The organism is bacterium (assembly GCA_023150945.1).
In the GTDB taxonomy this organism is placed as follows: domain Bacteria; phylum Zhuqueibacterota; class Zhuqueibacteria; order Zhuqueibacterales; family Zhuqueibacteraceae; genus Coneutiohabitans.
The window spans coordinates 1-21,654 of the sequence record JAKLJX010000045.1; the positions used below are offsets into that span (position 1 = coordinate 1).

The 21,654-nt window shown below is 55.0% G+C and carries 18 protein-coding genes; 8 read left to right on the forward strand and 10 right to left on the reverse strand.

The features are described from left to right. The coding region (locus tag L6R21_27725) for an IS21 family transposase (protein ID MCK6562999.1) at window positions 1-328 on the reverse strand (328 nt) is incomplete at its 3' end. Window positions 329-802: 474 nt separating this feature from the next. Between L6R21_27725 and L6R21_27730 the strand changes: the two genes are divergently transcribed. From L6R21_27730 to rmuC, 7 genes are all read left to right on the forward strand, one after another. Beyond that, the gene (locus L6R21_27730) at window positions 803-1,471 is read left to right on the forward strand and encodes a restriction endonuclease subunit S (GenBank protein ID MCK6563000.1); all 669 of its coding nucleotides are present in this window, start codon (window positions 803-805) and stop codon (window positions 1,469-1,471) included. Then, a complete protein-coding gene (locus tag L6R21_27735) occupies window positions 1,468-3,312 on the forward strand; it encodes an ATP-dependent endonuclease (GenBank protein MCK6563001.1) in 1,845 nt (614 codons plus the stop codon). The genes L6R21_27730 and L6R21_27735 overlap by 4 nt, the downstream gene beginning before the upstream one ends. Before the next feature lie 76 nt (window positions 3,313-3,388). Next, window positions 3,389-5,020 (forward strand): AAA family ATPase, encoded by a 1,632-nt coding sequence (locus tag L6R21_27740; GenBank protein MCK6563002.1) that lies wholly within the window; start codon window positions 3,389-3,391, stop codon window positions 5,018-5,020. Beyond that, window positions 5,017-5,925: a hypothetical protein gene (locus tag L6R21_27745; GenBank protein ID MCK6563003.1), complete on the forward strand. Its 909-nt coding sequence runs from the start codon at window positions 5,017-5,019 to the stop codon at window positions 5,923-5,925. The genes L6R21_27740 and L6R21_27745 overlap by 4 nt, the downstream gene beginning before the upstream one ends. A gap of 52 nt (window positions 5,926-5,977) precedes the next feature. Next, window positions 5,978-6,148, forward strand: coding sequence for a hypothetical protein (locus tag L6R21_27750; protein MCK6563004.1), 171 nt, complete (start codon window positions 5,978-5,980; stop codon window positions 6,146-6,148). Between the two features lie 127 nt (window positions 6,149-6,275). Further along, complete coding sequence (locus L6R21_27755; GenBank protein ID MCK6563005.1) at window positions 6,276-7,535, forward strand: putative DNA binding domain-containing protein; 1,260 nt, start codon at window positions 6,276-6,278, stop codon at window positions 7,533-7,535. 87 nt (window positions 7,536-7,622) lie between these two features. Beyond that, complete coding sequence (gene rmuC / locus L6R21_27760; protein ID MCK6563006.1) at window positions 7,623-9,173, forward strand: DNA recombination protein RmuC; 1,551 nt, start codon at window positions 7,623-7,625, stop codon at window positions 9,171-9,173. Window positions 9,174-9,332: 159 nt separating this feature from the next. Here rmuC and L6R21_27765 read toward each other — a convergent pair whose 3' ends face one another. Together L6R21_27765 and L6R21_27770 are read right to left on the reverse strand one after the other, a co-directional pair. After that, window positions 9,333-11,360, reverse strand: a complete 2,028-nt coding sequence (locus L6R21_27765; GenBank protein ID MCK6563007.1) for a hypothetical protein — start codon at window positions 11,358-11,360, stop codon at window positions 9,333-9,335. Window positions 11,361-11,443: 83 nt separating this feature from the next. Then, window positions 11,444-12,448, reverse strand: a complete 1,005-nt coding sequence (locus tag L6R21_27770) for a cobalamin-independent methionine synthase II family protein (protein ID MCK6563008.1) — start codon at window positions 12,446-12,448, stop codon at window positions 11,444-11,446. A 168-nt stretch (window positions 12,449-12,616) separates the two neighbouring features. On the opposite strand from L6R21_27770, the gene L6R21_27775 reads away from it, so the two are divergent. Then, window positions 12,617-13,543, forward strand: a complete 927-nt coding sequence (locus L6R21_27775) for an AraC family transcriptional regulator (GenBank protein ID MCK6563009.1) — start codon at window positions 12,617-12,619, stop codon at window positions 13,541-13,543. A gap of 78 nt (window positions 13,544-13,621) precedes the next feature. Here the strand turns inward: L6R21_27775 and L6R21_27780 are convergent, their stop codons facing one another. The 7 genes from L6R21_27780 to L6R21_27810 form a co-directional block, all read right to left on the reverse strand. Then, window positions 13,622-14,473: a phytanoyl-CoA dioxygenase family protein gene (locus L6R21_27780; protein MCK6563010.1), complete on the reverse strand. Its 852-nt coding sequence runs from the start codon at window positions 14,471-14,473 to the stop codon at window positions 13,622-13,624. A gap of 228 nt (window positions 14,474-14,701) precedes the next feature. Continuing rightward, the gene (locus L6R21_27785; protein MCK6563011.1) at window positions 14,702-15,661 is read right to left on the reverse strand and encodes an aldo/keto reductase; all 960 of its coding nucleotides are present in this window, start codon (window positions 15,659-15,661) and stop codon (window positions 14,702-14,704) included. Further along, entirely contained in the window at window positions 15,658-16,356 is a 699-nt protein-coding gene (locus L6R21_27790) for a creatininase family protein (protein ID MCK6563012.1), read from the reverse strand. Before L6R21_27790 ends, L6R21_27785 begins: the two co-directional genes overlap by 4 nt. Before the next feature lie 121 nt (window positions 16,357-16,477). Beyond that, window positions 16,478-17,326 carry a sugar phosphate isomerase/epimerase gene (locus L6R21_27795; GenBank protein ID MCK6563013.1) on the reverse strand — a complete coding sequence of 283 codons (849 nt, stop codon included), beginning with the start codon at window positions 17,324-17,326 and terminating at the stop codon, window positions 16,478-16,480. Between the two features lie 32 nt (window positions 17,327-17,358). Then, window positions 17,359-18,342, reverse strand: coding sequence for a zinc-binding dehydrogenase (locus L6R21_27800; protein MCK6563014.1), 984 nt, complete (start codon window positions 18,340-18,342; stop codon window positions 17,359-17,361). 27 nt (window positions 18,343-18,369) lie between these two features. Beyond that, window positions 18,370-19,983, reverse strand: coding sequence for an amidohydrolase family protein (locus tag L6R21_27805; protein ID MCK6563015.1), 1,614 nt, complete (start codon window positions 19,981-19,983; stop codon window positions 18,370-18,372). Window positions 19,984-20,312: 329 nt separating this feature from the next. Beyond that, complete coding sequence (locus tag L6R21_27810; GenBank protein MCK6563016.1) at window positions 20,313-21,470, reverse strand: aminotransferase class III-fold pyridoxal phosphate-dependent enzyme; 1,158 nt, start codon at window positions 21,468-21,470, stop codon at window positions 20,313-20,315. Between the last annotated feature and the right edge of the window lie 184 nt (window positions 21,471-21,654).

Consider the following 21,654-nt stretch of genomic DNA (forward strand, 5'->3'; position numbering starts at 1 on the left):
AATCCAGGAACGTTGCGAGGTCGCATTGCTCGAGCAGCTCCGCGTAGAGGCGGCGTGAGTAACCCAGGATCATGGCAAAGGCATAGTACTTGGTGATCTTGCCGTCCGGTCCTTCCACCTGAAATTCACCGAAATCGACCTGGGCTTGCGCTCCGGGCTCGGTTTCGAACCGCAGATAAGCGATGTGATGCTGATGTTCTTTGAGGCGCCTCACCTGGCGCTTGACGATTTCGTAGCTGCCGGCAAAACCCAAGCCCTGGAGGTGTTCAAAGAGCCAGGTGGCGGAATAGCCGGGATCTTCTTCCAGCCAGGTTTTGAGGTGAGGCACAAAGGGATCCAACTTGCTGGGGCGAGGACGCATACCCCGAGCGGTGGTGATGAGCTTCGGGTCTGCAAGATACCTGCGGATGGTTTTTCGGCTGATCCCGAGGGTACGGGCAATCTTGCGTTGCGAAAAACCTCTTCCTGCGAGGGTCAGGATGTCCAAGACGATCTCCAGAGTTTTGATGGTTCCTCCTGCGGTTGGGGAGTGAGACTCAAACTCGACCTGCTGGGAGTCCCAATCTCACCATCGGGAGGAACACGTGCAAGGGGTATTCTCTTTCCGCTCTGCCGGGCAGAGCGGAAACTAAAGGGTAAAAAACAGCTCTGGAGTGGTATCCTTTTCAACGACCAGAATTGGTATAATTTATAAAGACCAACAACAGAGGCCGATGCCAAAGCCGAGCGCATTTTACCGGCGCTATTCTACAAGATGTTCGGTGATCCGGCGACAAATCCGAGGGGGTGGGAAAAGGGAAAGATGGGAGATGTGATTACAGAAACTCAGTACGGAACCTCAAATCGAGCAGATGCAGATGTTAAAGGTGTAGCCGTTATCAGAATGAATAACATCGATTCTCAAGGGCGATTGGATTTAAGCGATCTCAAGTATGTAAATTTAGAGGAAACTGAACTGGAAAAATACTTACTGGAACCGGGGGACTTGCTATTTAACCGAACGAACAGCCGAGAGCTTGTCGGGAAAACGGGAGTATGGCAAGGCCAAATGCAGGCCGTTCCTGCTTCCTATCTAATCCGATTTCGGGTTGATCGTCAGCGCGTATTTCCTGAATGCGTATGGGCGCTGATGAACACATCTTTCATGAAGCATATCCTATTTGACAAGGCACGGCACGCTATCGGCATGGCAAACATTAATGCGCAGGAGCTTCGCACCTTGCCGATCAATATTCCATCTATTTCAGTTCAGCGAGAGTTTGTTAATGTCTTAACCGCTCTTGAAAAAATCTCAGAGCACGTGAAAAATGCAAATGATCGAATAGTATGTCTTTTTCAAACACTTCTCCACCGCGCCTTTTCCGGCGATCTCACCGCCGAATGGCGAGAAGCGCATGAGAAAGAGCTTTTGGCGGAGATCGAAGAGCAAGCTAAAGTATTAAATGCCAGATTTCAGGAGCTATCGCAATGAAAATCTCAAAACTCACTATTCACAACTATCGCAGTATCTGCGACATTGAAATGCTATGTGAGCCGCTTGTGGTCATATTGGGACCAAACAATCATGGCAAGTCTAACATTCTATATGCGCTTGAGTTTGCTCTCTCAACTTCTTCTAAACCTAGTACGGCAGACTTTTGTAAGTTCAGCGGAATCGATAACGTGCTTTGGGTTGAACTAACTTTCCACCATCTTACCGAACAAGAACGGAATACATTCAAGAAGTACCTCCAAAAAGATGGCGGCATTCGTATTAGAAAGACCGCTCGACTTGATGAGGCGAGTTCTGTGGAGATCCTCTATAATGGCTATGTCATTCAACCAGAAGAGTGGTGGCTGCAAAGCAACAGCGTTTCCCGCCTCGCCAGCCGTGAAGAAATTCATAAAACACCGTTAAAGGACTTTGTCTCGTCAACAGGTCGGGTAACCAAATCCGACGTAGAGCAAGCTCAAGCTGCTTACATTGAAAGGCACGCATCTACTCTTCATTTCAAAGAAATCCTTGAAGAGGGACCTTTACTTGGTTCGAAAAACGTCGGAGGAGGCGTACTACCCAGTTTTTATTTGATTCCTGCCGTACGCGATCTGGCAGACGAAACAAAGACGAAAACCACAACAGCCTTTGGTAGGTTGCTTAGTCGTGCTGTAAAAGAAATGGCGGATACCGAACCACGCTTCCGAGAGATCAAAGATGGGCTAAATAAACTCGTTGAATTGTTCAACCGGTCGGATGCAATGCCTGAAGGCCGCCCCGAGCAACTTCAAAACCTCGAGAATGCACTAAAGGCCGAGTTGTCATCTTGGGAGGTAAACGTTGAAATAGAAGTGATCCCACCAGAGATTGAAAAGATCTTTGAACTTGGCACCAATCTTCACATTGACGACGGAGTTAAGACTCTTGCCGAGTTGAAAGGGCATGGTTTGCAGCGATCAATAATTTTTGCACTCATTCGGGCTTGGGTAAGTCTACTGAAGGCTGCTCCCAATAATAGAGATGGCTCACCCCTTCCCAGAGCTTCGTCCGAATCGATTGTTTTCGGAATGGAGGAGCCGGAGCTTTTTCTTCATCCTCAAGCCCAACGTAAAATGGCGGCTGCCATTCATGAATTATCCCAGACGCCCGATTACCAGGTGTTCATCTGCACTCATTCAACTCATTTCGTTAACCTTGAGAAATATAAAAACATATGCATCGTGAATAAGAAAGACCCCAAGACCGGAACAAAAGTCCGCCAATGTGTTCAGGAATTATTCGAAGGGGAGCGGCATAACGACCGAAAGCAAAGATTCCACATGGCTCGGTGGATAAATCCTGACAGAGGTGAAATGTTTTTTGCCAAACGGGTAGCATTTGTGGAAGGCGAAACGGAAAAAACTATGCTACCCTTTATTGCAGAGAAGTGTGGATGTCAAGACCATGAAATATCAGTCATTGATTGCGGATCTAAACATAATTTACCCTTATATATCACAATTGCAAACGCCTTTGAACTGCCCTATGTGGTCGTGCATGATGAAGATCCCCTTCCTGACCCCATCCCCGACACCTGGACAGAAGATAAGCGACGCGAAAAGGAAAAAACGTTTTCATTGAACAAAGAAATCCAAGAACTTGTCGATTCCAAACTAGGGCATGTGGAAATACTGTCACCGGATTTCGAAGGTGTTGCAAGAATATCGAGAACTCAAGCAGAAAAGAAGGGGAAGGCATTTGCGGCATTGGAGCACTTTGAGGCAAATACAGTAGAAAAATATCCAACAAGGCTAATAGAATTAGTGAATGCGATTTATTGTGGTAAAAATGAAAGTTAAACACCATGCTGAAACTCCCAATTTTGTTGTTTGCGTTTTAAAAGTTATCTACTCAATCGAAAGGTTTTGGTAGCAAATGCTCACCTCCCTCCGCCTCGGTAACTTTAAAGCCTTTGCCGAAGCCCAACAATTGCCGTTGAAGCCACTCACGCTCATCTTCGGCGCCAACAGCGCGGGCAAATCGAGCCTCATTCACGGACTCATTCTCGCGCACGAGGCCTACCGCACCGGTACGCTGGATGTGCATCGCACCGAGTTGGGCGGTGAGTCGGTTGATTTGGGTGGCTTTCGTCAATACGTGCACCGGCGTGAAGCCATGCGCCGAGTTGAGTGGGCGGCAGAACTGGACGTGGCCTATTTGACCGGACGGCTGGCGGAGTTGTTGACGCCGGTGCAGCGTGTGGGCATTTCTCTCAACATCGGATTAGAGCTTGACGACAAAGGCGAACCGATTGTAGGCGTTTCTCCGGCAGTGATTGCTTATGAGATCGAAGCAGATGGCTCCAGTTTGCTCCGAGCCAGCCGGCGTGCGGCAGGTTATCTGCAGATTGACCGCCTGGAGCATGAGCATCCGGTTTTTCGCGAAGTCGTCAAGGCCATCGTGCAAACGGCCACCACCGCCGAAACCCTGTCGCCAACTGATTACGAAGGCCTTGACGAAGCCATTGCCGAGTTGGTTCCGGAACTCGCCATTGATTTGGGAAATTTTCTGCCAAAAGGATTGCGCAAGCCGGCAAAACGCGTTGATGACGCCGAGTCGCCGATGCTATTTCTCATCAGCAAAGGCAACCGCAAAGAAGACTTGGCAGCAGCGGTGCGATTCTTTTTGCCTCGCGCCATCAACGAGTTGATTCGCGGATTGAGTGAAGCAGTTTCTGGGCAATTGAGTCGCCTGCATTACTTGGGGCCGCTGCGATCTTATCCACCAAGACATTTGGCCTTTGCCCAGCACCATGATCCCAACCGTTTTGCCGGCGGCGGTTATGCGTGGGATGTGGTACGCGAAAATACAAGTGTTCGAGAGAAAGTCAACATCTGGCTTGGAGACAAGAATAAACTCAGCACGCCTTATGAACTGAAAATTCGCCATTTGTTGACGATAGATGATTTGCAAGAGGATTACACGAACCGAATTGAAGAATTGGAACGAAAATTTACAGAAGAAAAATATGACTGGGACCTGTTTGGCGAGATCTACGGCGCTCTCGGAGGTCTGGAATCTCTTCAAGACAAAATTTCAATTCTGAAGGAACTCATTCTCGTTGACAAACGCACCAACACCAATGTCTCTCACCGTGATGTCGGTATCGGCGTGAGCCAAGTTCTTCCTGTGCTGGTCTCGGCTTTCGCTTCCAAAGAAGAGATTTTGGCCATCGAACAACCGGAAATCCATTTACATCCGGCGCTGCAAGCCGAGTTGGGCGATGTCTTCATTGAAGCGGCTCTTGGTGAGCAACGCAATACTTTTATTCTGGAAACACATAGCGAGCATTTGATCTTGCGAATTTTGCGAAGAATACGCGAGACCGCTGAAGGCGACTTGCCGAAAGGTTTAGTGCCAATCAAGCCCGAAGACGTGCAAGTCGTTTATGCCAGACCCACGACCAAAGGCACAGTCCTGCACAATTTGCCGGTATCAGCAGAGGGTGAATTTTTAGAAAAATGGCCGGACGGCTTTTTCCCTGAACGCGCGGAGGAGTTGTTTTGACGATGCTGCACGAATATGCTCTCGATCCCATCGTTCTCTCGAACTGGCCTTCGTTTCGCTACTTTTATGAAAGATTCGGCGTCGCGCATGGCCGCCTGATTTCGCGTTTCCCCAAAAAGTGGAAGCGCATGGTCTACGAAGCCTGTGGCGGCTGCGGCGATATTGAGCGAAAAAGAATCGAAGAGAAATTGCGCGATATCGACGCCAAGCTCTTGCCGACAGGGCGAAGTTATGATGGCAATTTGGTGTGGTTGAACAATGCGGAAGTTCAGCACCGGTTGCAACCTTTTCATGCCATTATCGCTAACGAAAACCCCAAAAAAGTCAATGAGTTTCTCATTGCGGATGAAATCGATGAGAACATGCCATTGTGGAAGGTGCCGAGAGAAATACAAGTTCCCCGTAAGGCTACCGATTTAGCCAAATGTCTGGCGATATTACTGCAAAACAGCACCGAGATTATTTTTGTTGATCCTCATTTTCGACCTTATGAAAACCGCTATAATAATGCTTTACGACACTTCGTCGAAATGGCATGCCTCAACAGCAGCAAATTAAAGCGTCTCGAATATCATTTGAAAGAAAATCCTGCAGCGACCGCCGAATTCTTCAAAAGTGAATGCTGCAGCAAAATTCCTGCGCTCGTACCACATGGCGTTGAAATCCTCTTTATTCGTTGGCGGCAAAAAGACGGTGGCGAATCACTCCATCCTCGTTACGTCTTGACGGATCGCGGCGGTGTTCGCATCGAGCACGGTCTGGATGAAGGCAGCGAAGGTGAAACTACAGACATCAGCTTGTTGGATGATGCCTTGTATCGGCAACGCTGGGCGGATTTTCAAAAAGCAACCGCGGCGTTTGAGTTCGTGGATGAAGTCGTGGTGAAGGGCATTCGCAAAAGATGAAAACTCTGACTGATCGATAACGTAATCGGCTAAACATTTTTAAAGGGGCATTATGGAAATCCTATCAACACTCATTCTGCTGATCATCGGCATCATTGCCGGCGCGATCGGAACTTGGCTCGTCACCCAAGCCAAAAGCCGGCAGGCGGTTGCGGAAGCTGTATCCGAGGTGAAAACCCAGGTGGCTTCCCTGGAAGCAGTTTCAAATCCAAATGGCCAGTGAGAAGTTGGGCAAAGCATGAGGCAAGATTTTGCCGTGAGCTTATTCTTCAATCCTTCCCATTTTTCCCCTTGTTCTCATAAACATTTCTAGTTATTTTAAAAGCATAAGATAACCAGAAGGAAAAACCATGTTTGATACAACGGACGAGCTTTTGCGCAAGATCCAACTGGGCGAAGACTCCGTGCTCGAGCTTAAGGCCATTCACTTTAAAGGCGACAAGATCTCAGGCCCAAAACCCGACGACCTGGCGGACGAGCTGGCGGCGATGGCCAACACCAATGACGGCGTCTGCGTGCTCGGCGTCGATGACAAAAAACGGGAAATCGCCGGCATTCCGCTCGCAAAGCTCGACGCGGTTGAATCCTTCATTCGTGAAGTATGCAATGACGTGATCAAGCCGCCGTTGGCGGTCCGCATCATCCGCATGGAGCTTCCCGGCGCATTGGGAGCGATGCAACCAGTCATCAAAGTGGAGGTGCCGCGCAGCCTTTTTGTTCACAAAAGCCCCGGCGGATATTTTCGCCGTTTGGGAAGCTCGAAGCGCGAGCTGACGCCGGAACAGTTGGCGCGCTTATTCCAGCAGCGCAGCCAGGCCAGATTCATCAGCTTTGATGAACAAACCGTTCCACACACCTCGCTGGCCGATTTGGAAGAATCTTTGTGGCGCCGTTTCGTTGCGCTCGTTCCGGATGATCCGATCGCGACGCTGCGAAAGCTGAAGCTGCTCTCTCCGGACGAAACCAGCGTGGAAAGAGCGACAGTAGCCGGCATTCTCTTGTGCTCCCGCCATCCGGAAACCTGGCTGCCGAATGCCTACATCGAAGCCGTACGTTATCGCGGCAATCAACAGGATTCCAACTATCAAGCCGACGCGGCTCGCATCGTGGGGCCATTGGATCAGCAAATTGCACACGGCCTCGCTTTTGTCCGGCGCAATATGCGAGTGGCGGCCATCAAAGCTCCTGGGCGCGTGGAAATTCCGCAGTTCAACGAAAGAGCCGTGTTTGAGGCGATTGTCAACGCCGTGGCGCATCGTGATTATTCCATCCATGGCTCCAAAATCCGCCTGTTTATGTTTGATGATCGCTTTGAATTGTACTCCCCAGGTCCTCTGCCGAACACGGTCACGATTGAAAGCCTGCCGTTGCGTCAGGCGACACGGAATGAGTTGATCACAAGTCTCTTGGCGCGTTCTCCGGTTGAGCCGGATGACCGCCAGGTTGGGCGCCAATATTTGATGGAAAAACGGGGCGATGGCGTTCCTATTATCATGAATGAAAGTTACGCGCTTTCGAAGAGATACCCTGAGTACCGGCTTATAGATGACGCGGAACTTCTCCTCACCATTTACTCGGCAAGCCAGCCGAACACCCCCATTGTGTCTTGAGCGAAGAAATGAGTTGTTCCGAGAAGGGCGTTCGCAAAAGATAAAAGAATCAATAATGTAGTCGGCTAAACATCTTTTAGGGGCAATATGGAACTTCTATCAACACTCATTCTGCTGACCATCGGCATCACTGCCGGCGCGATTGGAACGTGGCTCATCACTCAAGCCAAAAGCCGGCAGGCGGTTGCGGAAGCCATATCCGAGGTAAAAACCCAGGTGGCTTCCCTGGAATCGCAATTATCCTCCCGCGAGCAGGAGATTGGGACACTTCGGAAGGAGGCACAAAATTACAAAACGCAAATCGAGACTTTGCAGCAGCAGTGGCGCAATGAGGCCGCGAGCCGGTCGGCGGCGGTTGAAAAGGCCAATCGCATTCCCGAACTGGAGAAGCAATTGACCAATGCGGACTTGGAACACCGACAGCTGTTGGCGCAGATGACCGAATTAAGGGCGCAACTCGCTGAGCTTCAAACGACGCTCGCCAAAGAGCGCCAAGCTGCCGAGGAAAAATTGGCGCTTCTCGACGAGGCCGAGAAGAAACTCGCTGACGCCTTTCAATCACTATCGGCGGCCGCCCTCCGCGACAATAATCAATCTTTTCTTCATTTGGCCAAAACCACCCTCGAGCAATTTCAAACCAAGGCCACGGGCGATTTGGCCGGCCGTCAGGAGGCTATTGCGAGCTTGGTCAAGCCATTACAGGATGCGCTTATTCGCTACGAGCAACATGTTGCGGCCATCGAGCAGGAGCGACAAAAGGCTTATGGCGGCCTCACCCAGTATCTTCGCGCCATGGCTGAGGCCAATCAAAAACTCCAAACCGAGACTGGAAATTTAGTCAAGGCACTGCGCAGTCCGGTGGTGCGGGGCCGCTGGGGAGAAATTTCTCTCAAGCGTGTCGCCGAGATGGCGGGCATGACGGAGTATTGCGACTTTTTCCAACAGGAGAGCCTCAGCACCGAAGACGGCCGTTTGCGTCCGGACATGATCGTGCGTCTGCCGAATAACAAGCAAGTCGTTATTGATGCGAAAGCCTCGCTGCAGGCATATCTCGATGCGCTGGAAGCGCCTTCGGATGAAATTCGCAAGGGCAAGCTGGCCGAGCATGCGCGCCAAATTCAGGAGCACATCCGCAAGCTCAGCGAAAAGGCCTACTGGAGCCAATTCCAACCAACTCCGGAATTTGTTGTCATGTTTCTGCCGGGCGAGTCTTTCTTCAGCGCCGCGCTCGAACAGAATCCCCTTCTGATCGAAGAAGGCGTCAAGCAGAATGTCATCATGGCGACGCCGACAACGCTCATCACGCTCTTGCGCGCGGTGGCTTATGGCTGGCGTCAGGAACAGATCGCGCAGAACGCGCTGCAAATCAGTGAACTCGGCAAAACTCTGTATGATCGGCTCAGCACGTTCGCCGAGCATTTCGATGATTTGCGCAAGAATCTCGATAAAAGTGTGCAGGCTTACAACAGAGCCGTCGGATCATTTGAAACCCGTGTTTTGATCTCGGCGCGGCGGTTTAAAGAGCTTGGCGCCGCGACGCAGGGGGAGATCACGCTGTTGGAAATGATTGACCAAACACCACGAGTGCTGCAAGCGGGAACGCTGCCGGAAACTGCCGCAAGCACCAATGGCGGGTGATAGGTCCAGAGGGTGGAGACATTCCAGCGCGTGACCCGTTGCGCCAGAACTCGTGCGCCGCGAGACTTGCTTTGAACCGCAAAGCCGCAAACATGAATCCGAAAACTCTTCGCGCACTTCGCGTCTTCGCGGTTCACAGCCTCAGTTTATCGGAGGTGACTACAGCGTTTTCATTTCCACAACAACATCCCCCTCGGGCCAGGGCAGCGTGATTCCCTCCGGCGAAAAGGCGCGAGGCTGGCCATTCATCCAAAAGCCTTGTGCGTGCCCGTCTTGGACGCGCTCGAGGTTCAGCTTCAAACGAATGTTTCTCACCCGCAACTCGGTTTCCATCCGGTTCATTCCCTCCAGCAAGCGCGGTCGCAGGCGTAGATGCGGCGCGCTGGGCCGAATTCCCAGTAGATGATGAATGAAGAAGATCAAAACCTCGGCCCAGGTCCAGGGGATGATACCGACTTGCGGGCAGGGAGGAATGGGCCGCGGACCGTAGAACTCGAACCACGTGCCGGCCTTGCTGCCAGGCACGTCCAGCATCCACTTCAACACGCGCCAGACTTTTTCGTCATTGCCGGCTTCGAAGTAAGCGCGCGCGATGAACAGTGAGGCAAACGGCCACGGCCCGGGTGAATCTGGCTCAGAGGTGTAGTGATAGCGGCCGTACCCGCCGAAGGTCCAGTTGGTATTCCACAAGCCTTCAAGATGCGCCAGCGTCTTTTGCGCCAGCTCACCGCGCGGAGCGATGAACTCCAGCGCAATCGGCAGCGCCGCGGCCGCATCGGGATCGAGAAAATGCGGGCCGGGCTGGCGCAACGGAATGCTGGCGGGAAAGGATTCCGGCTCACGCAGGATTGTCTCGCTCTGTACCTCGCCATTCACGCGGCGGCGCTTGATAAAATGGCCATTCTCGATCATCCGGTATTTGGGATCGAACAACATTGCCTGCGTGATCGCTGCTGCGGCCTCCTGCCAGCGGCGGGCGCGTGCCTGTTCGCCGAGCAATTCCGCGAGATGGGCGGCGCTGCGCAGGCCCACGGCAGGATAGAATTGATACATCAACTCCATGCCGTCTGCGATGCCGTACAGACTGTGCCGCTCCCAAAACTCGCGCTGGTTGTGAAAGAGAAAAGCCTCAGGATGGCGAAAGACGGGGCGCAGCGGAAAATCCGCGGTGGCGCAAATGCGCGGCCAGTGCCGCCGAATCAACTCCAGGTCGCCGGTCCAATCGCAGTAGAACTGCAGCGTGTGCAGCAGGATGCCGTTCTGGTCCAACTCCACTTCTGCCGGCGGCCGTTGGCGGCTGGAATCGACCGTGTCGCCTTCCGCCGTCACGAACTCCGTCAGCATGCGTTCCAACATGGTGCGGGCAAGCTGCCACTGGCCGGAGAACACCAGCGCTTGCACGATCATGGCCTGGTCGCGCGTCCATTCGAGATTGTATTGCCAGTAGCTCGCATCGGAGCGGCCGCTGGCGGAGATCGTCGCCTGCAATTGCCGGCGGGAGGCCTCGAAGAGATGATTCAGGACCGCCGAATCGCTTTGAAACGTTGCGGCCTGCTGCCAGTAGTTTCTCGCCTCGGAGGAAAGGCTCGGCGGTTCAGTCCAGCGACAGTGCACCGCGGGCATCGCTGAGCCTTGTGGCAGCAAGCGGTATTCGACAAAAACACTCTTCGTCTCGCCGCCGGTCAGGTGCAGGTCTTTGGTGAGCTGCTGCGCCCGCACACCGGTTTGTAGAATCACGGTCTGCGATTGGGAGGAAATGTTCTCGATGGTGAGGCAGCGCAGAAGGCGGGGCGTCAAACGGTCAGGGCAGAAGAAGCGCTCGTGCACGGCAAAATCGCCCGCCTGCCAGGCAACCTCCACTGCCGGAATCTCCTCTTCTTGCTGCCAGGTGGCTTTGAGGTTCGCAGGTGACGCAGTCAGCATCGCTGCACCAACGCTGAGCTGCAATTGCGTGGCAGCCAGTCCGGTTTGCGGATCGAGACTCAGTGCTTTGCGTTTTGGACCGAAGTGATCCGGCGACATCAGCAGCAGACCGAGCGGCGTGCCCGCGCCGGAGGGGCAGATTTGAACGGCGGCAGTGAGATGGCCATTCCCCAAAAAGAAATAATCGACGCCGGCGAGCGTCGTGCGCACATCGGGAGGGCCGACGGCGGGATCATCGGAGTAGAAGTGTTCGGAGGCTTCCATGTTTTGCTTTCTGGGCGGGTGAGGGCAAAGGATGGCCCGCGCGCAGCGGCGTCGCGCGTCTATGCTGCGGCGGGAGAGCTTCGCTAGCGACCGAGGAAGAGATCGCGGCCTTTGACGAGATTGCGCAGTTTGGCATCGGCGACCGAGCGCGGCAGCATCCACAAGCCGCAATCGGGATGGACGTAGTGTATGCGCTCCGCGCCGACCATCCTGGCCACCACGTCAATGCGGCGGGCGATTTCCTCGGGCGACTCGACTTGATTGTCTTTGATGTCGATCACGCCCACGCCGATGCCCATCTCCGGTTTGAGCTGGCCGAGCATGTGCTTGTCGGATTCCGGCCGGCGTGCCATTTCCAGCACCATGTGATCGCAATGCAGGCTGTTGATGAAATGCACCAGGCGCTCATAGGTGCCTTTTTGCACGCGCTGGCCGCCGTAATTCCCAAAACAAAGATGCACCGCCTTCTGCGTTTTCACATTCTTGCAGATGCGGTTGATGGCCTCGGCCGCCAAATCGGCGTCTTCGGGATTGCCGGTGAGGTTGGCCTCGTCGACTTGAATGACTTCCGCGTCGATGCCCACGACTTGTTCGGCGAGAATGTCGGCCAGCGCCAGCACCACGTCCGCAAAACTGCCGTAGTGTTGATTGACCAGCACGCGCGCCAGCATGTAGGGGCTGGTGAGGGTGAACTTCAGTGGCCGGGCGGTGAGGGGACGGATGAATTCGAAGTCCTTCAGCAAATTCAGCGTGCCGGCGCCGAGCGCCTCCATGATGATGCCCGCCGGCTCGGTGCGATACGCCATGCCGCTTTGCTGGCGAAAAGCTTCGAGCGTTTTGCGGGAAAAGGAGGTTTGCACGCCTGCCATCGGCCGGATGAAGTAGTCGATCATGCCGTTGGTTTCGGGATGATTGATGTCCCAACGGTACAGCTCACCATCGACGAGCAAATCGATACCGGCCAGTTCCTGGGTTTTGAGCACGACCAGCACGGCGTCGCGCAGGTGTTCTTTGGTGCCAAATGTTCGCAGCCACAGTGGCACGGGGTAGCTGCCGACCGTGGTCGTCAGCATGGATGGTTTGGCCATAGGGTCTCCCTGGGTTCTGGAAAAAGACCTTGACAACCGGGATTTAAATATTAAATTCAGTTCACGATTTTCTTGGTATCGCAGGACTTCTTTATTTGCAATTTCGGCACCAGCCAGGACGGGCGCGACATTGGATCGAATGGCAGGTTTGCTTAGGGAGGTTGCGCGATGACGGGTTTGCCTATTGCAGCAGAGGAGTCGGTACGTCTCACCAAAAAGCCAGTCAAGATCGTTATCCCGCCTTACGGCATCAGCATCGCCGAGAGTCATCACGAGCGCGGCTTTGTGATGACGCCGATGCGCAATTCTTACACGAAAATCTATTACATCCTGGACGGCATTGCCGATTGCTATGTCGAGCGCAATGTCGCCCATCTCGAGCGGGAAAATGTGCTGGTGGTGCCGCGCGGCGCCACCCACTATTTGCGCGACAAGGAGTCCTCACCGCTCTGGCTCTACATCGTGGCGGTGCGCAACAACAGCCTGGAGCACCTCGCGACCTTCAACGAACAAATCGAACAGCTCAACGCCCTCTCCGCCCGTCACCTCAAACCGCTCACCACGCATGACTATGCCGCCTACGATCTGCCGCGCATGCTGCGCAAGATTCTCTACGAACAACGCATGCGCGCCAACGGTTTTGTCCCGGCAATTCAGGCGACGCTGCTGAATCTTGTGGTGGCGCTCAATCGCATCTATCTCAACGTTCCGGTGGAGCAGCAATTCCCCGGCGACAAACCCACCATCAACCGCATTCAGCATGTCGCGCATTACATCGAAAAGAATTTCTTCGAGCCGGTGTCGGTCGAAAACATGGCGCGCATGGCCTGTCTGAGCGTGCGGCAATTCACCAACCAATTCAAGGCGGTCTACGGCGTCACGTTCATGCAGTACCTGCACTATCATCGCACGCGCTACGCCCAGCGGCTGCTCGCCGAAACCGACCAGGAGATCATCTCGATTTGTTTTGCCTCCGGCTTCAACGATCTCGCGCACTTCTATCGCATCTTCAAACGCTACACCACGCTTTCCCCCCGGCAATACCGCCTCAATTCCGGGTACTTCTCTTCCAAGGCAGCGCGCAGCAGAAACTGAAGCGCGGCCGGACGCACTCAGACGGAGGGGCAGATTTTCGAGCACTCCCTGGCGTGCCCGGAGGCACGCGCGGCGCTCTCATTGCTTCACGAGAAACGCGCCATACTCCTCGTTCTTCCGTTCACACTGCTGATTCCATTCCCGCCAATCACGAAACGGCATGTGCTTGCCTTCGACGTAACCAGGCCAGCGTTGGTAAACGTTCACACCTGCAACTGCCTGGCCGCGCAGCATGAACGCGCTCGGAAACGGCGTTTCGCTGAGAATGCGCGTGGCCGCGGGAATATAGCGAATGGTCAGGCCGCGCCGCCAGCGCGCCGAAGTGTTGGCCGTGGAGCCGTGAATGACGTTGGGATGATGCACCGAAACGTCGCCGGCACGCAGCCGCACGTCCACCGCCTGGCTTTCGTCGATTTGTGCCGGATCGATGCCCGAACCCAGCACGTTTTTGTCGTCCTTTTGCTCGATCAGCTCCGCCTCGGTCAGCAGGCGCATCTGCTGCGTGCGCGGCAGCACGCGCATGCAGCCGTTCTCGGGATCGGTATCATCGAGCGCGAGCCAAAGCGTGACGACTTCCATCGGCTCCAAAGGCCAGTAGCTGCCGTCTTGATGCCAGAGCACGGCCTGGCCATCGTAGGGCCGTTTGCAGATATAGTGGGAGGCAAAGAGCGCGAGGTTCGGTCCAAGGAATTGCGCCGCAACCTCCAGCAAGCGGTCGTCGCTGATGAGGCGCACCCAAAACGGGTCGTCGGTCATCAGCGTGTGATGCAGTTGTTCCGGCCGCGTGCCGGGGTTTTTCTCCAGCAGCCAGTCGACGTGCCGGCGGGCTTCACCGATCAAATCCGCATCGAGCACATTGCGGAAGATGGCATAGCCTTCGGTTTCGAAATGCACTCTGCCTGAGCTTGCATTATGGGGCGATGAGGGCATAGCGTTTTCCTCTGTTGGTGGAATGATTCGTTGAAGATGAATTGCCGTGAGTCTTGCTCTGCCAGTGTGCGGACGCGCGTGCGCCTGTTCCGTGCCCAAGACATGTCGGTTTGGGCGACAAAAGCAAAAATCTTTGCAGGTGAATCCATGCTGCACCGTTCGTCGGTTGGACCAATCCTGCAAGTCCTGTCAGTCGAGGCGGCCTCGCGTCTTCAATGAAGCCATGTGTCACGCGGCTTGAAAATCTCTGGCATGAATCTCTTCTGCGCGCTGCATTTCCTCGGAAGAGTAAGGGGCAGCCGCGGTCGCGGCGGCACAATCCAGAATCTCATCGGGCTTGCTGGCGCCGGAGAGCACGAGTGAAATTTCCGCATGATTCAACACCCAGCGCAGCGCGGCTTGGGGCAGCGTGCCAATATCGCCGCGAATGAGAAAGCGCAGCCGTTCGGCGTAATCCACGCGCGCCGCAATTTCCTCGCGCGGATAGCGGGCGTTCAGGCTTGAGGGCGGGAAAACTGTGTCGCGCGTGATCGTGCCGGAGAGAAAACCGTTCGCCAGCGATTCGCGCGCCACGATACCGATCTTCTGGCCGCCGAGATCTTGAATGAGCTGCCGCGCTTCGCGATTCATCAAACTGAAGACAACTTGAATCACATCGATCTTTCTCTCCGCCGCCCAGGCGCGCGCCATTTGTTGCGTGTGTTCGAATTTGGAAATCGAATGTCCGACGAAACGAATCTTGCCTTCGTTCTTGAGTTTGTCCAGCGCCTCCCACACGTCGTTGTGAATTTCCTCCGCGCTGAACGGTGAATGAAAAAACAGCACGTCGAGATGATCGCGCTGCAGGCGTCGCAAGCTCTCTTCCACTGAGGTGCGCGCCCGCGTGCCGCTAAAATTGGGGAGGTTGCCCTCTGTCGCATTCCTGCCGAATTTGCTGGAGATGAGAACATCGTTGCGCTTTGTGCCCAGGCCCTTGCCCAAGATCACCTCCGCGACGCCGTCCTGCGCCGGCGTGCCGTACAACGGCGCGGTATCGAAGAAGTTGATGCCACTGTCCAGCGCCGCGGCAATGGTGTTCAGCGCCTCGCGCTCGGTGACGGCTCCATAAATTTGGGAGGCAAAGGCCCACGTGCCCAAGCCGATTTCGCTGCAACGCAGGCCGGTGCGGCCCAGAGTGCGGTATTTCATCGCGTATATTCCTCGAGTAGCTTGCGGATTTTAGGCGCGGCGTTCTTCAAAAAGACTTGCAGCATCTGCGCACCCTCAACGCTGCTGGCGCGGCGCGGATCTTCGCCCCACACGCCATCATCATCCAGAGTGGTTTCGCGTCCGGCCAGCAGCATACTCAAATCCACCAATTCTGGTTTGAATAGAAGTTGAAAAGAAGTCTCGCCGCGCGCCGCATGATTCTTGGGAAATGCGCCTTCCAGCGGCTCCGAATCCGGCATTGCCCACAAACCGATTTGGGGATGGCTGTTGCGAAAGACTTCTGCCGCAGCCTGAATGGCTTTCACTTGGCCTTCGCCGTAATGCCCGGTGACGAGTACGATCACTTTGAAATCTTCGTCGGCAAGCTGCTGCAGAAACTCCAAACACAACTTGGTCACGGTTTCAGCGTTGTGTTCAATCGTATGATGAAAACCTTTGTAAGGCTTGATCGTGTCCGTGCCAACATAAACCGCCGGCAACACCACGCCACCGGTTTCTTTGGCAAGCGCTTCGCAGAGGCCGTGTGCCTTAATGCCGTCCAGCCCAATCGGCGCGTGATAGCTGTGCCATTCCAACGCGCCCCAGGGCAAATAGGCAATAGGCGTTCGCGCACGAATCGCCGCGATTTGCGCTGGGCGCAGTTGTTCGTATTTTCCCCAAAGAGGATTTGCCAAGATTGCCTCCAAATGGATTTTCAAGGGATCTTGTGAAGTTCAGGCCTAATGCCAAGTACTTCACAAGATTCGTCTGAATGACACTTCGAGAGGCGCTCCTACAAATTGAGTTGAAAGAACATTAGCTTATTCCCAAAACCTCTCGCGCATATTTCACGCTGCGCGCGACGTTCTCCGCCTCCCACGCCAGCAAATCACTCTCAGGTAGTGTGTGGCGAAAGGGCGTGCAGATTTCCAAAGTCAGCGGCATGTCCTCGCCCTGCGCCTGCCGCAGCCTCTGCACGATTTGCAGAAGCGGAAGGTTGCCTTCGCCCAAAGCGCAGAAATGCACTGCCGTGCCGGACAGGCCATACGATGGCGCGTCGGCATACTGGCCGGCAGGGCAGGCATCTTTGAGATGTGTGCAAGCCACGCGCTCGCGCAAGGCGGCGAGCGCTTGCAGGGGATCTTCTCCAACCGCGGCAAAATTTCCGCTGTCGTAACAAATTCCCAGAAAGGGAGAATCGATTTTCAGAATCTCGAGCAGATCTTCGAGAAAAATGTCCATGTGATTTTCCAGCGCGATCACGACGCCGTGCTGTTCTGCGAGCGTGACACTTCGTGCCAGTTCCCTCCGCGCCTGCGCTGCGCGCGCCGCCGTTGCAGCCCTGCCTTCCGCGCACGAGCCGCCGATGAACGTGCGCAGCACTTTGGCGCCCACACGTTCTGCCGCTGCCAACGGGGCTGCCAGCGCCTCGGGCGAGGTGCCAATGGCGCCCAACTCCACAAAAAGCCCGTGACGCCGGGCATATTCCGCCAGCCAGTCGACCTCGCGAGAAAGATCAATATGAAGCGGATCGATATGCAATCCGGCAACGCCCAGTTGCCGGCAGGTCTCAGCATACCAGCGCAGATCGCGCGGCTGCGCCGGCACAAACCAGTGTTTGCCGAGATGCAGATGATAACTGAACGAGTCGAGGGCGAGTTTCATGCTGCTGGTTCTGCCGTCTGTTTCATTGCGCTTCAAGCTTGCCAGTCGATGAGCGCCTTCACGATCTCACCGCGGGCAATCGCCGCGATGGTTTCAAGATATGATGCGGGATCGGGCGAGAGGCGCCGTGAAATCATCGAGCCGGGATCGAGCAAGCGGCGGTTATACAGATTCGCCACAGCGCGCAGCTCGCCATCCGTCACAATGCCGGGATTGTAAATCGTCGTGGTTGCTTCGAACCACTCGGCTTGATTCACCGGAAAGGGCAGGGGACAGTAGCTGACATTGATCAACACGGGTGGCCGCAGCGCATGCGCCAGCTTTTGGCCGCTCACATGGCCGCTGCATTCCGCCACCACCTCGAAGCGCGTGAGTTTGCGTGCAAATGTCTCGACCTGCTCGTCGCGCGGCACAACAATGATTTGATCCGCGCCCAGCCGTTGAGCCAATTTCAGTTTAGCGGGATTGGTGTCGAATACGCTTATGCTGGTGAGTGGCCACAAACGCAGGAGCTGCAGGCTGCACAAGCCAATTGCACCCGCGCCGATCACTGCGACATTGCTGTTGTCGTAACCGGCTGGCTGCGACCAACCCACGCGCAGGCAATGGTAGGCACAACCGAACATTTCCAGAATACTTGCCGGCTTGGGATCGCGCTCATGCGGATGAATCTTTGCCACAGCGCTGGCGCGGCGGAGCAGATGCGAGCAGTGCGCCGGCTCACCGCCCCAACCGGTTACCGCGACGAGATCGCCGGGCGCGAAACCTTCGACGTTCTCACCGATTGCAATGATTTCGCCGACACCTTCGTGGCCAGGCTCACCCGGCAACATGGGATATCGCGAGCCATAGCCGCTGGCCTCGCCACCGCGAAAGCTGCGTAGTTCGGAATAGTTGCACAGCGAAGTGGCCAACATGCGAAGAGCAAGCTGATCCGGCGCCGGCGGCGCGATCTCCACGTCTATGAGTTGCACCTGGCCGGGCGCGACGAATTGCAGTGCACGAGCAGTAGGCATATGTCAGGATTTAATCCATCGCATGCGTCAAGGCAGCTTCACCTGCGCCAAAATCCGTTGCATATTCCTGCCGAGAATGTTGCGCTTGTCTTCTTCCGAAATGTTGGCATACGCCACCCAGCCGAACTGCGGAAACGGATCACGCATGGGCGCATCCGAACCGTAGAGCACGCGTTCTGAACCCAGTTCACGCACCATGTATTCGATCGTGCCGTTGGTGACCGAAGTGAACGTGATTTCCAAAAAGCAGTTGGGAAATTCCTTTGCCAGCGCCACGTGATGCCGCGCCACCGGCCAGGTCCAGCCGGAATGCGCCAAAACGAAATTCACCTGTGGATAGCGCTTTGCCAAATCCGGCATCTCTTGTTTGAAGTTGTCGGAAGGATGCATAAGCGCAAACAGATGGTGCGCGTTGCCATATTCCCACCACGGCGTGTAGCGCGGATCATTGTAGGGCGCGCCCATGCGCGGGAAATACGGCTTCATGCCGCGAAAGCCGCATTCTTCATAATAATAGCGCAGCTCCTTCCCCCAATCCGTGACGTAGTTGGGATCGAGTGCGGCATAGCCGACAATCTCTTCAGGGAACTCCAGCATGGCCTGGCGTGTGTCCTCGTTGCCCAATTCGTAATCCGTCCAAATCGCGGTCCAGGCACTGATGCAGGTTTTTTGCACGCCCAGCCGGCGATTGCGCTCGACCACGCCCTTGCCATCACACTCATTCATGACCACCATGGCCGCTCCGCGCGTGCCGCGCTGGCCCATGTGTGCATGCGCATCGATCACGATGGAATCGGTAATCGGCTGGCCCTGCAATGCCTTTGCGATGATGCCATCTTGCGGTTGGTGTGCTGGATATTCCGGCGGAAGCTCGGGCAGGCGCAACAGTCGCTGCAAGTTTCCGCCGGCGATGGCGCGGCGTTGTTCCTCGCTGAGTTCGGAATAATCCACATAAGCGCGCGCTGCGCCGATGCTTTTCTCCAACGCTTCGGTGCCGAACAACAAGCGTTCATGGCCAATGCGCCGGCACCAAAATTCCAGCATGCGATTGCCCTGATAGTTGGAAAATTCAAAATACAAATTCGGAAAGCGCTCGGCCAAAGGAAGAAGCATGCGCGTGGCTTCCCAGCGCACGCTGTGCAGCAAGAAGGGCAGGCGGGGGAAATTTTCGCAAATCCACGCGATTTCCTGCCATTCGATTTGCACGGCCGGGCCGTATTCGCCGCGATCGACGAGCAGTAGCGTTTGGGTTTCCTGCATGGCGCTCAGCAGTTCACCCAGCGTGCCATGATCAACTGCGTGTTTGTAGAGGCGCGGAAAGATCTTCAATGCGCGCACACCCTGGCGTTGCATTTCCGGCAACAAATCGTGGGGATGCGGAAACTCGCCGGAGTGATGCGGCAGCGCCACCCAGCAGGGGTACAGACGAGGATGCTTGCGACATTCGGCAAGCACGAGCGGATTGCCGACTTCCGGATGCACTTCCTTGGCTTGATGCGCATACACCAAAGCGCCGTGCACGCTGCAGCGTTGCATCTCGTCGAGTAATTGCGCAGTAGTCCACGGCGCCTCAGGATCTCTTCCCGCGCGCCGGCCAATGGCAGCGAAGCTGTCGAAGTAACGAATGTTGGTGGTGGTCATGAGTCAAAAAGGATAAGGGGGATTTGAATCTCGATTCATGGAGCTGTTCATTACTGCATTCGGTCTTAGTGCCCTTCGTGTGAAATCGTTGTTCTAAGAACAATAATTCCCTCCAGCGGATAGAAACAACCCAACTGATAACGAGTTTTTTCATCTGCTGAGTTGTTTCAATCCGTTGGCAGGTTTTTTGAGTTGCGGTTTGTCGCCGGGATCCTCCCACAAAAACACCGGCTGTCATCCAGAAGAGATCTTGTGAAGTACCTTGCACCAGCCGAGTGCCACACAAGATGCCTGCTGAATGACATGACGCACAGATCGATTTGAAGATTTCAGCAGATCGCGCGCGCTGCCTCCCGCACCCTGTCTAAAGTTTGATCGATATCCGCCGGTTGGTGCGAGAAGTTGATGAACCAGCGGTCGCTCGGAAAAACACCGTGTTTGAACACTTGCGCGAACAAGCGGCTCTGCCACTGCATGTTTTCCTGCTCGCCGGCGCCTTCAAATTGAATAAAAGGAGCAGGCGTCACACCCGCCGCATGCGCCGGCAACCCGGTTTCCTTGATGATCTCCTGAAAGCCGTCGCGCAGGCGCTTGCCCATTTTGTTGATGTGATCATGCACCGGTTGCGTGCGCATGATTGCCATCGTGGCCTTGCTGGCAGCGAGCGAAAGCGTTTCACCGGCATAGGTGGTGGTGATGATCGTCTTTTCGAGCGTTTGCATGAACTCGCGCTTGCCGGCAAACGCTGAAACCGGATAGCCGTTGGCCATGGCTTTCGCAAACGCGGCGAGATCCGGCGTAATGCCGTAGTATTCCTGCGCCCCGCCGCGCGCCAGGCGAAAGCCGGTGAGTACTTCATCAAAGATCAGCAACGCGCCGTATTGATCGCATTTCTGGCGCAGCAGAGCGAGAAAGGCTTCGCCAGTATCCTCATTCCATTCATAGGGCACTGTGATCGCGCCCGCCAACTCACGGCCGTGTTCGTTGAAAACGCGCTCGACAGCCTCGCGATCGCCGTATTTGATTTCATGCACATACTCATTCAACACTCGCGGCACACCGGGATTGGGCCAGCTCAGGGCAGACCAGTCGTGATAGCCGTGATAGCCGCTGGTGAGAATGTGCTCGCGACCGGTATAGGCGCGCGCCAGGCGCACGCAACTCGTGCAGGCATCGGCGCCGGTTTTCATGAAGCGGATTTGCTCCACCCAGGACACGTTTTGACAGAATGCTTCTGCCACTTCCAATTCGAGCGGGCTGGCCATGCTGAACAGCACGCCGTTTTCCATCTGCGCCCGCACCGCAGCTTCGACTTCCGGATAGCGATATCCCAAAATAATTGGACCCAGAGCGCAGCGAAAATCGATATACTCGCGATCATCTAAATCCCACAGGCGGCAGCCTTGTCCGCGTTTGATAAACGGCGGCATGAATTCGCCGTATTCCGGCCGCCAGCGTTTGGCATTGGTTTGCGTGGCCCATGGCATGCGCGCGGTTGCGCGAGCATAATGTTCAGAATGTCTGGGAGTCATGATTGCTTCACTCGTTCGTAAACAAAAAATCTCACGCAAAGACGCAGAGTCGCAAAGAACTCGCTAAGGGCCCGTTAAAAAACAAAGTATACAATTCTGAAGGTGCTTAATTTCGGGGCTTGATTGTGTAATTCCATTC

Coding starts and splice junctions, on each gene's coding strand:
- L6R21_27730 (MCK6563000.1), top strand. CDS start 803: ATGGGAGATGTGATTACAGAAACTCAGTACGGAACCTCAAATCGAGCA.
- L6R21_27740 (MCK6563002.1), top strand. CDS start 3,389: ATGCTCACCTCCCTCCGCCTCGGTAACTTTAAAGCCTTTGCCGAAGCC.
- L6R21_27795 (MCK6563013.1), bottom strand. CDS start 17,326: ATGAAACTCGCCCTCGACTCGTTCAGTTATCATCTGCATCTCGGCAAA.
- L6R21_27805 (MCK6563015.1), bottom strand. CDS start 19,983: ATGACCACCACCAACATTCGTTACTTCGACAGCTTCGCTGCCATTGGC.
- L6R21_27785 (MCK6563011.1), bottom strand. CDS start 15,661: ATGAAATACCGCACTCTGGGCCGCACCGGCCTGCGTTGCAGCGAAATC.
- L6R21_27735 (MCK6563001.1), top strand. CDS start 1,468: ATGAAAATCTCAAAACTCACTATTCACAACTATCGCAGTATCTGCGAC.
- L6R21_27800 (MCK6563014.1), bottom strand. CDS start 18,342: ATGCCTACTGCTCGTGCACTGCAATTCGTCGCGCCCGGCCAGGTGCAA.
- rmuC (MCK6563006.1), top strand. CDS start 7,623: ATGGAACTTCTATCAACACTCATTCTGCTGACCATCGGCATCACTGCC.
- L6R21_27765 (MCK6563007.1), bottom strand. CDS start 11,360: ATGGAAGCCTCCGAACACTTCTACTCCGATGATCCCGCCGTCGGCCCT.
- L6R21_27810 (MCK6563016.1), bottom strand. CDS start 21,470: ATGCCATGGGCCACGCAAACCAATGCCAAACGCTGGCGGCCGGAATAC.
- L6R21_27750 (MCK6563004.1), top strand. CDS start 5,978: ATGGAAATCCTATCAACACTCATTCTGCTGATCATCGGCATCATTGCC.
- L6R21_27780 (MCK6563010.1), bottom strand. CDS start 14,473: ATGCCCTCATCGCCCCATAATGCAAGCTCAGGCAGAGTGCATTTCGAA.
- L6R21_27770 (MCK6563008.1), bottom strand. CDS start 12,448: ATGGCCAAACCATCCATGCTGACGACCACGGTCGGCAGCTACCCCGTG.
- L6R21_27755 (MCK6563005.1), top strand. CDS start 6,276: ATGTTTGATACAACGGACGAGCTTTTGCGCAAGATCCAACTGGGCGAA.
- L6R21_27775 (MCK6563009.1), top strand. CDS start 12,617: ATGACGGGTTTGCCTATTGCAGCAGAGGAGTCGGTACGTCTCACCAAA.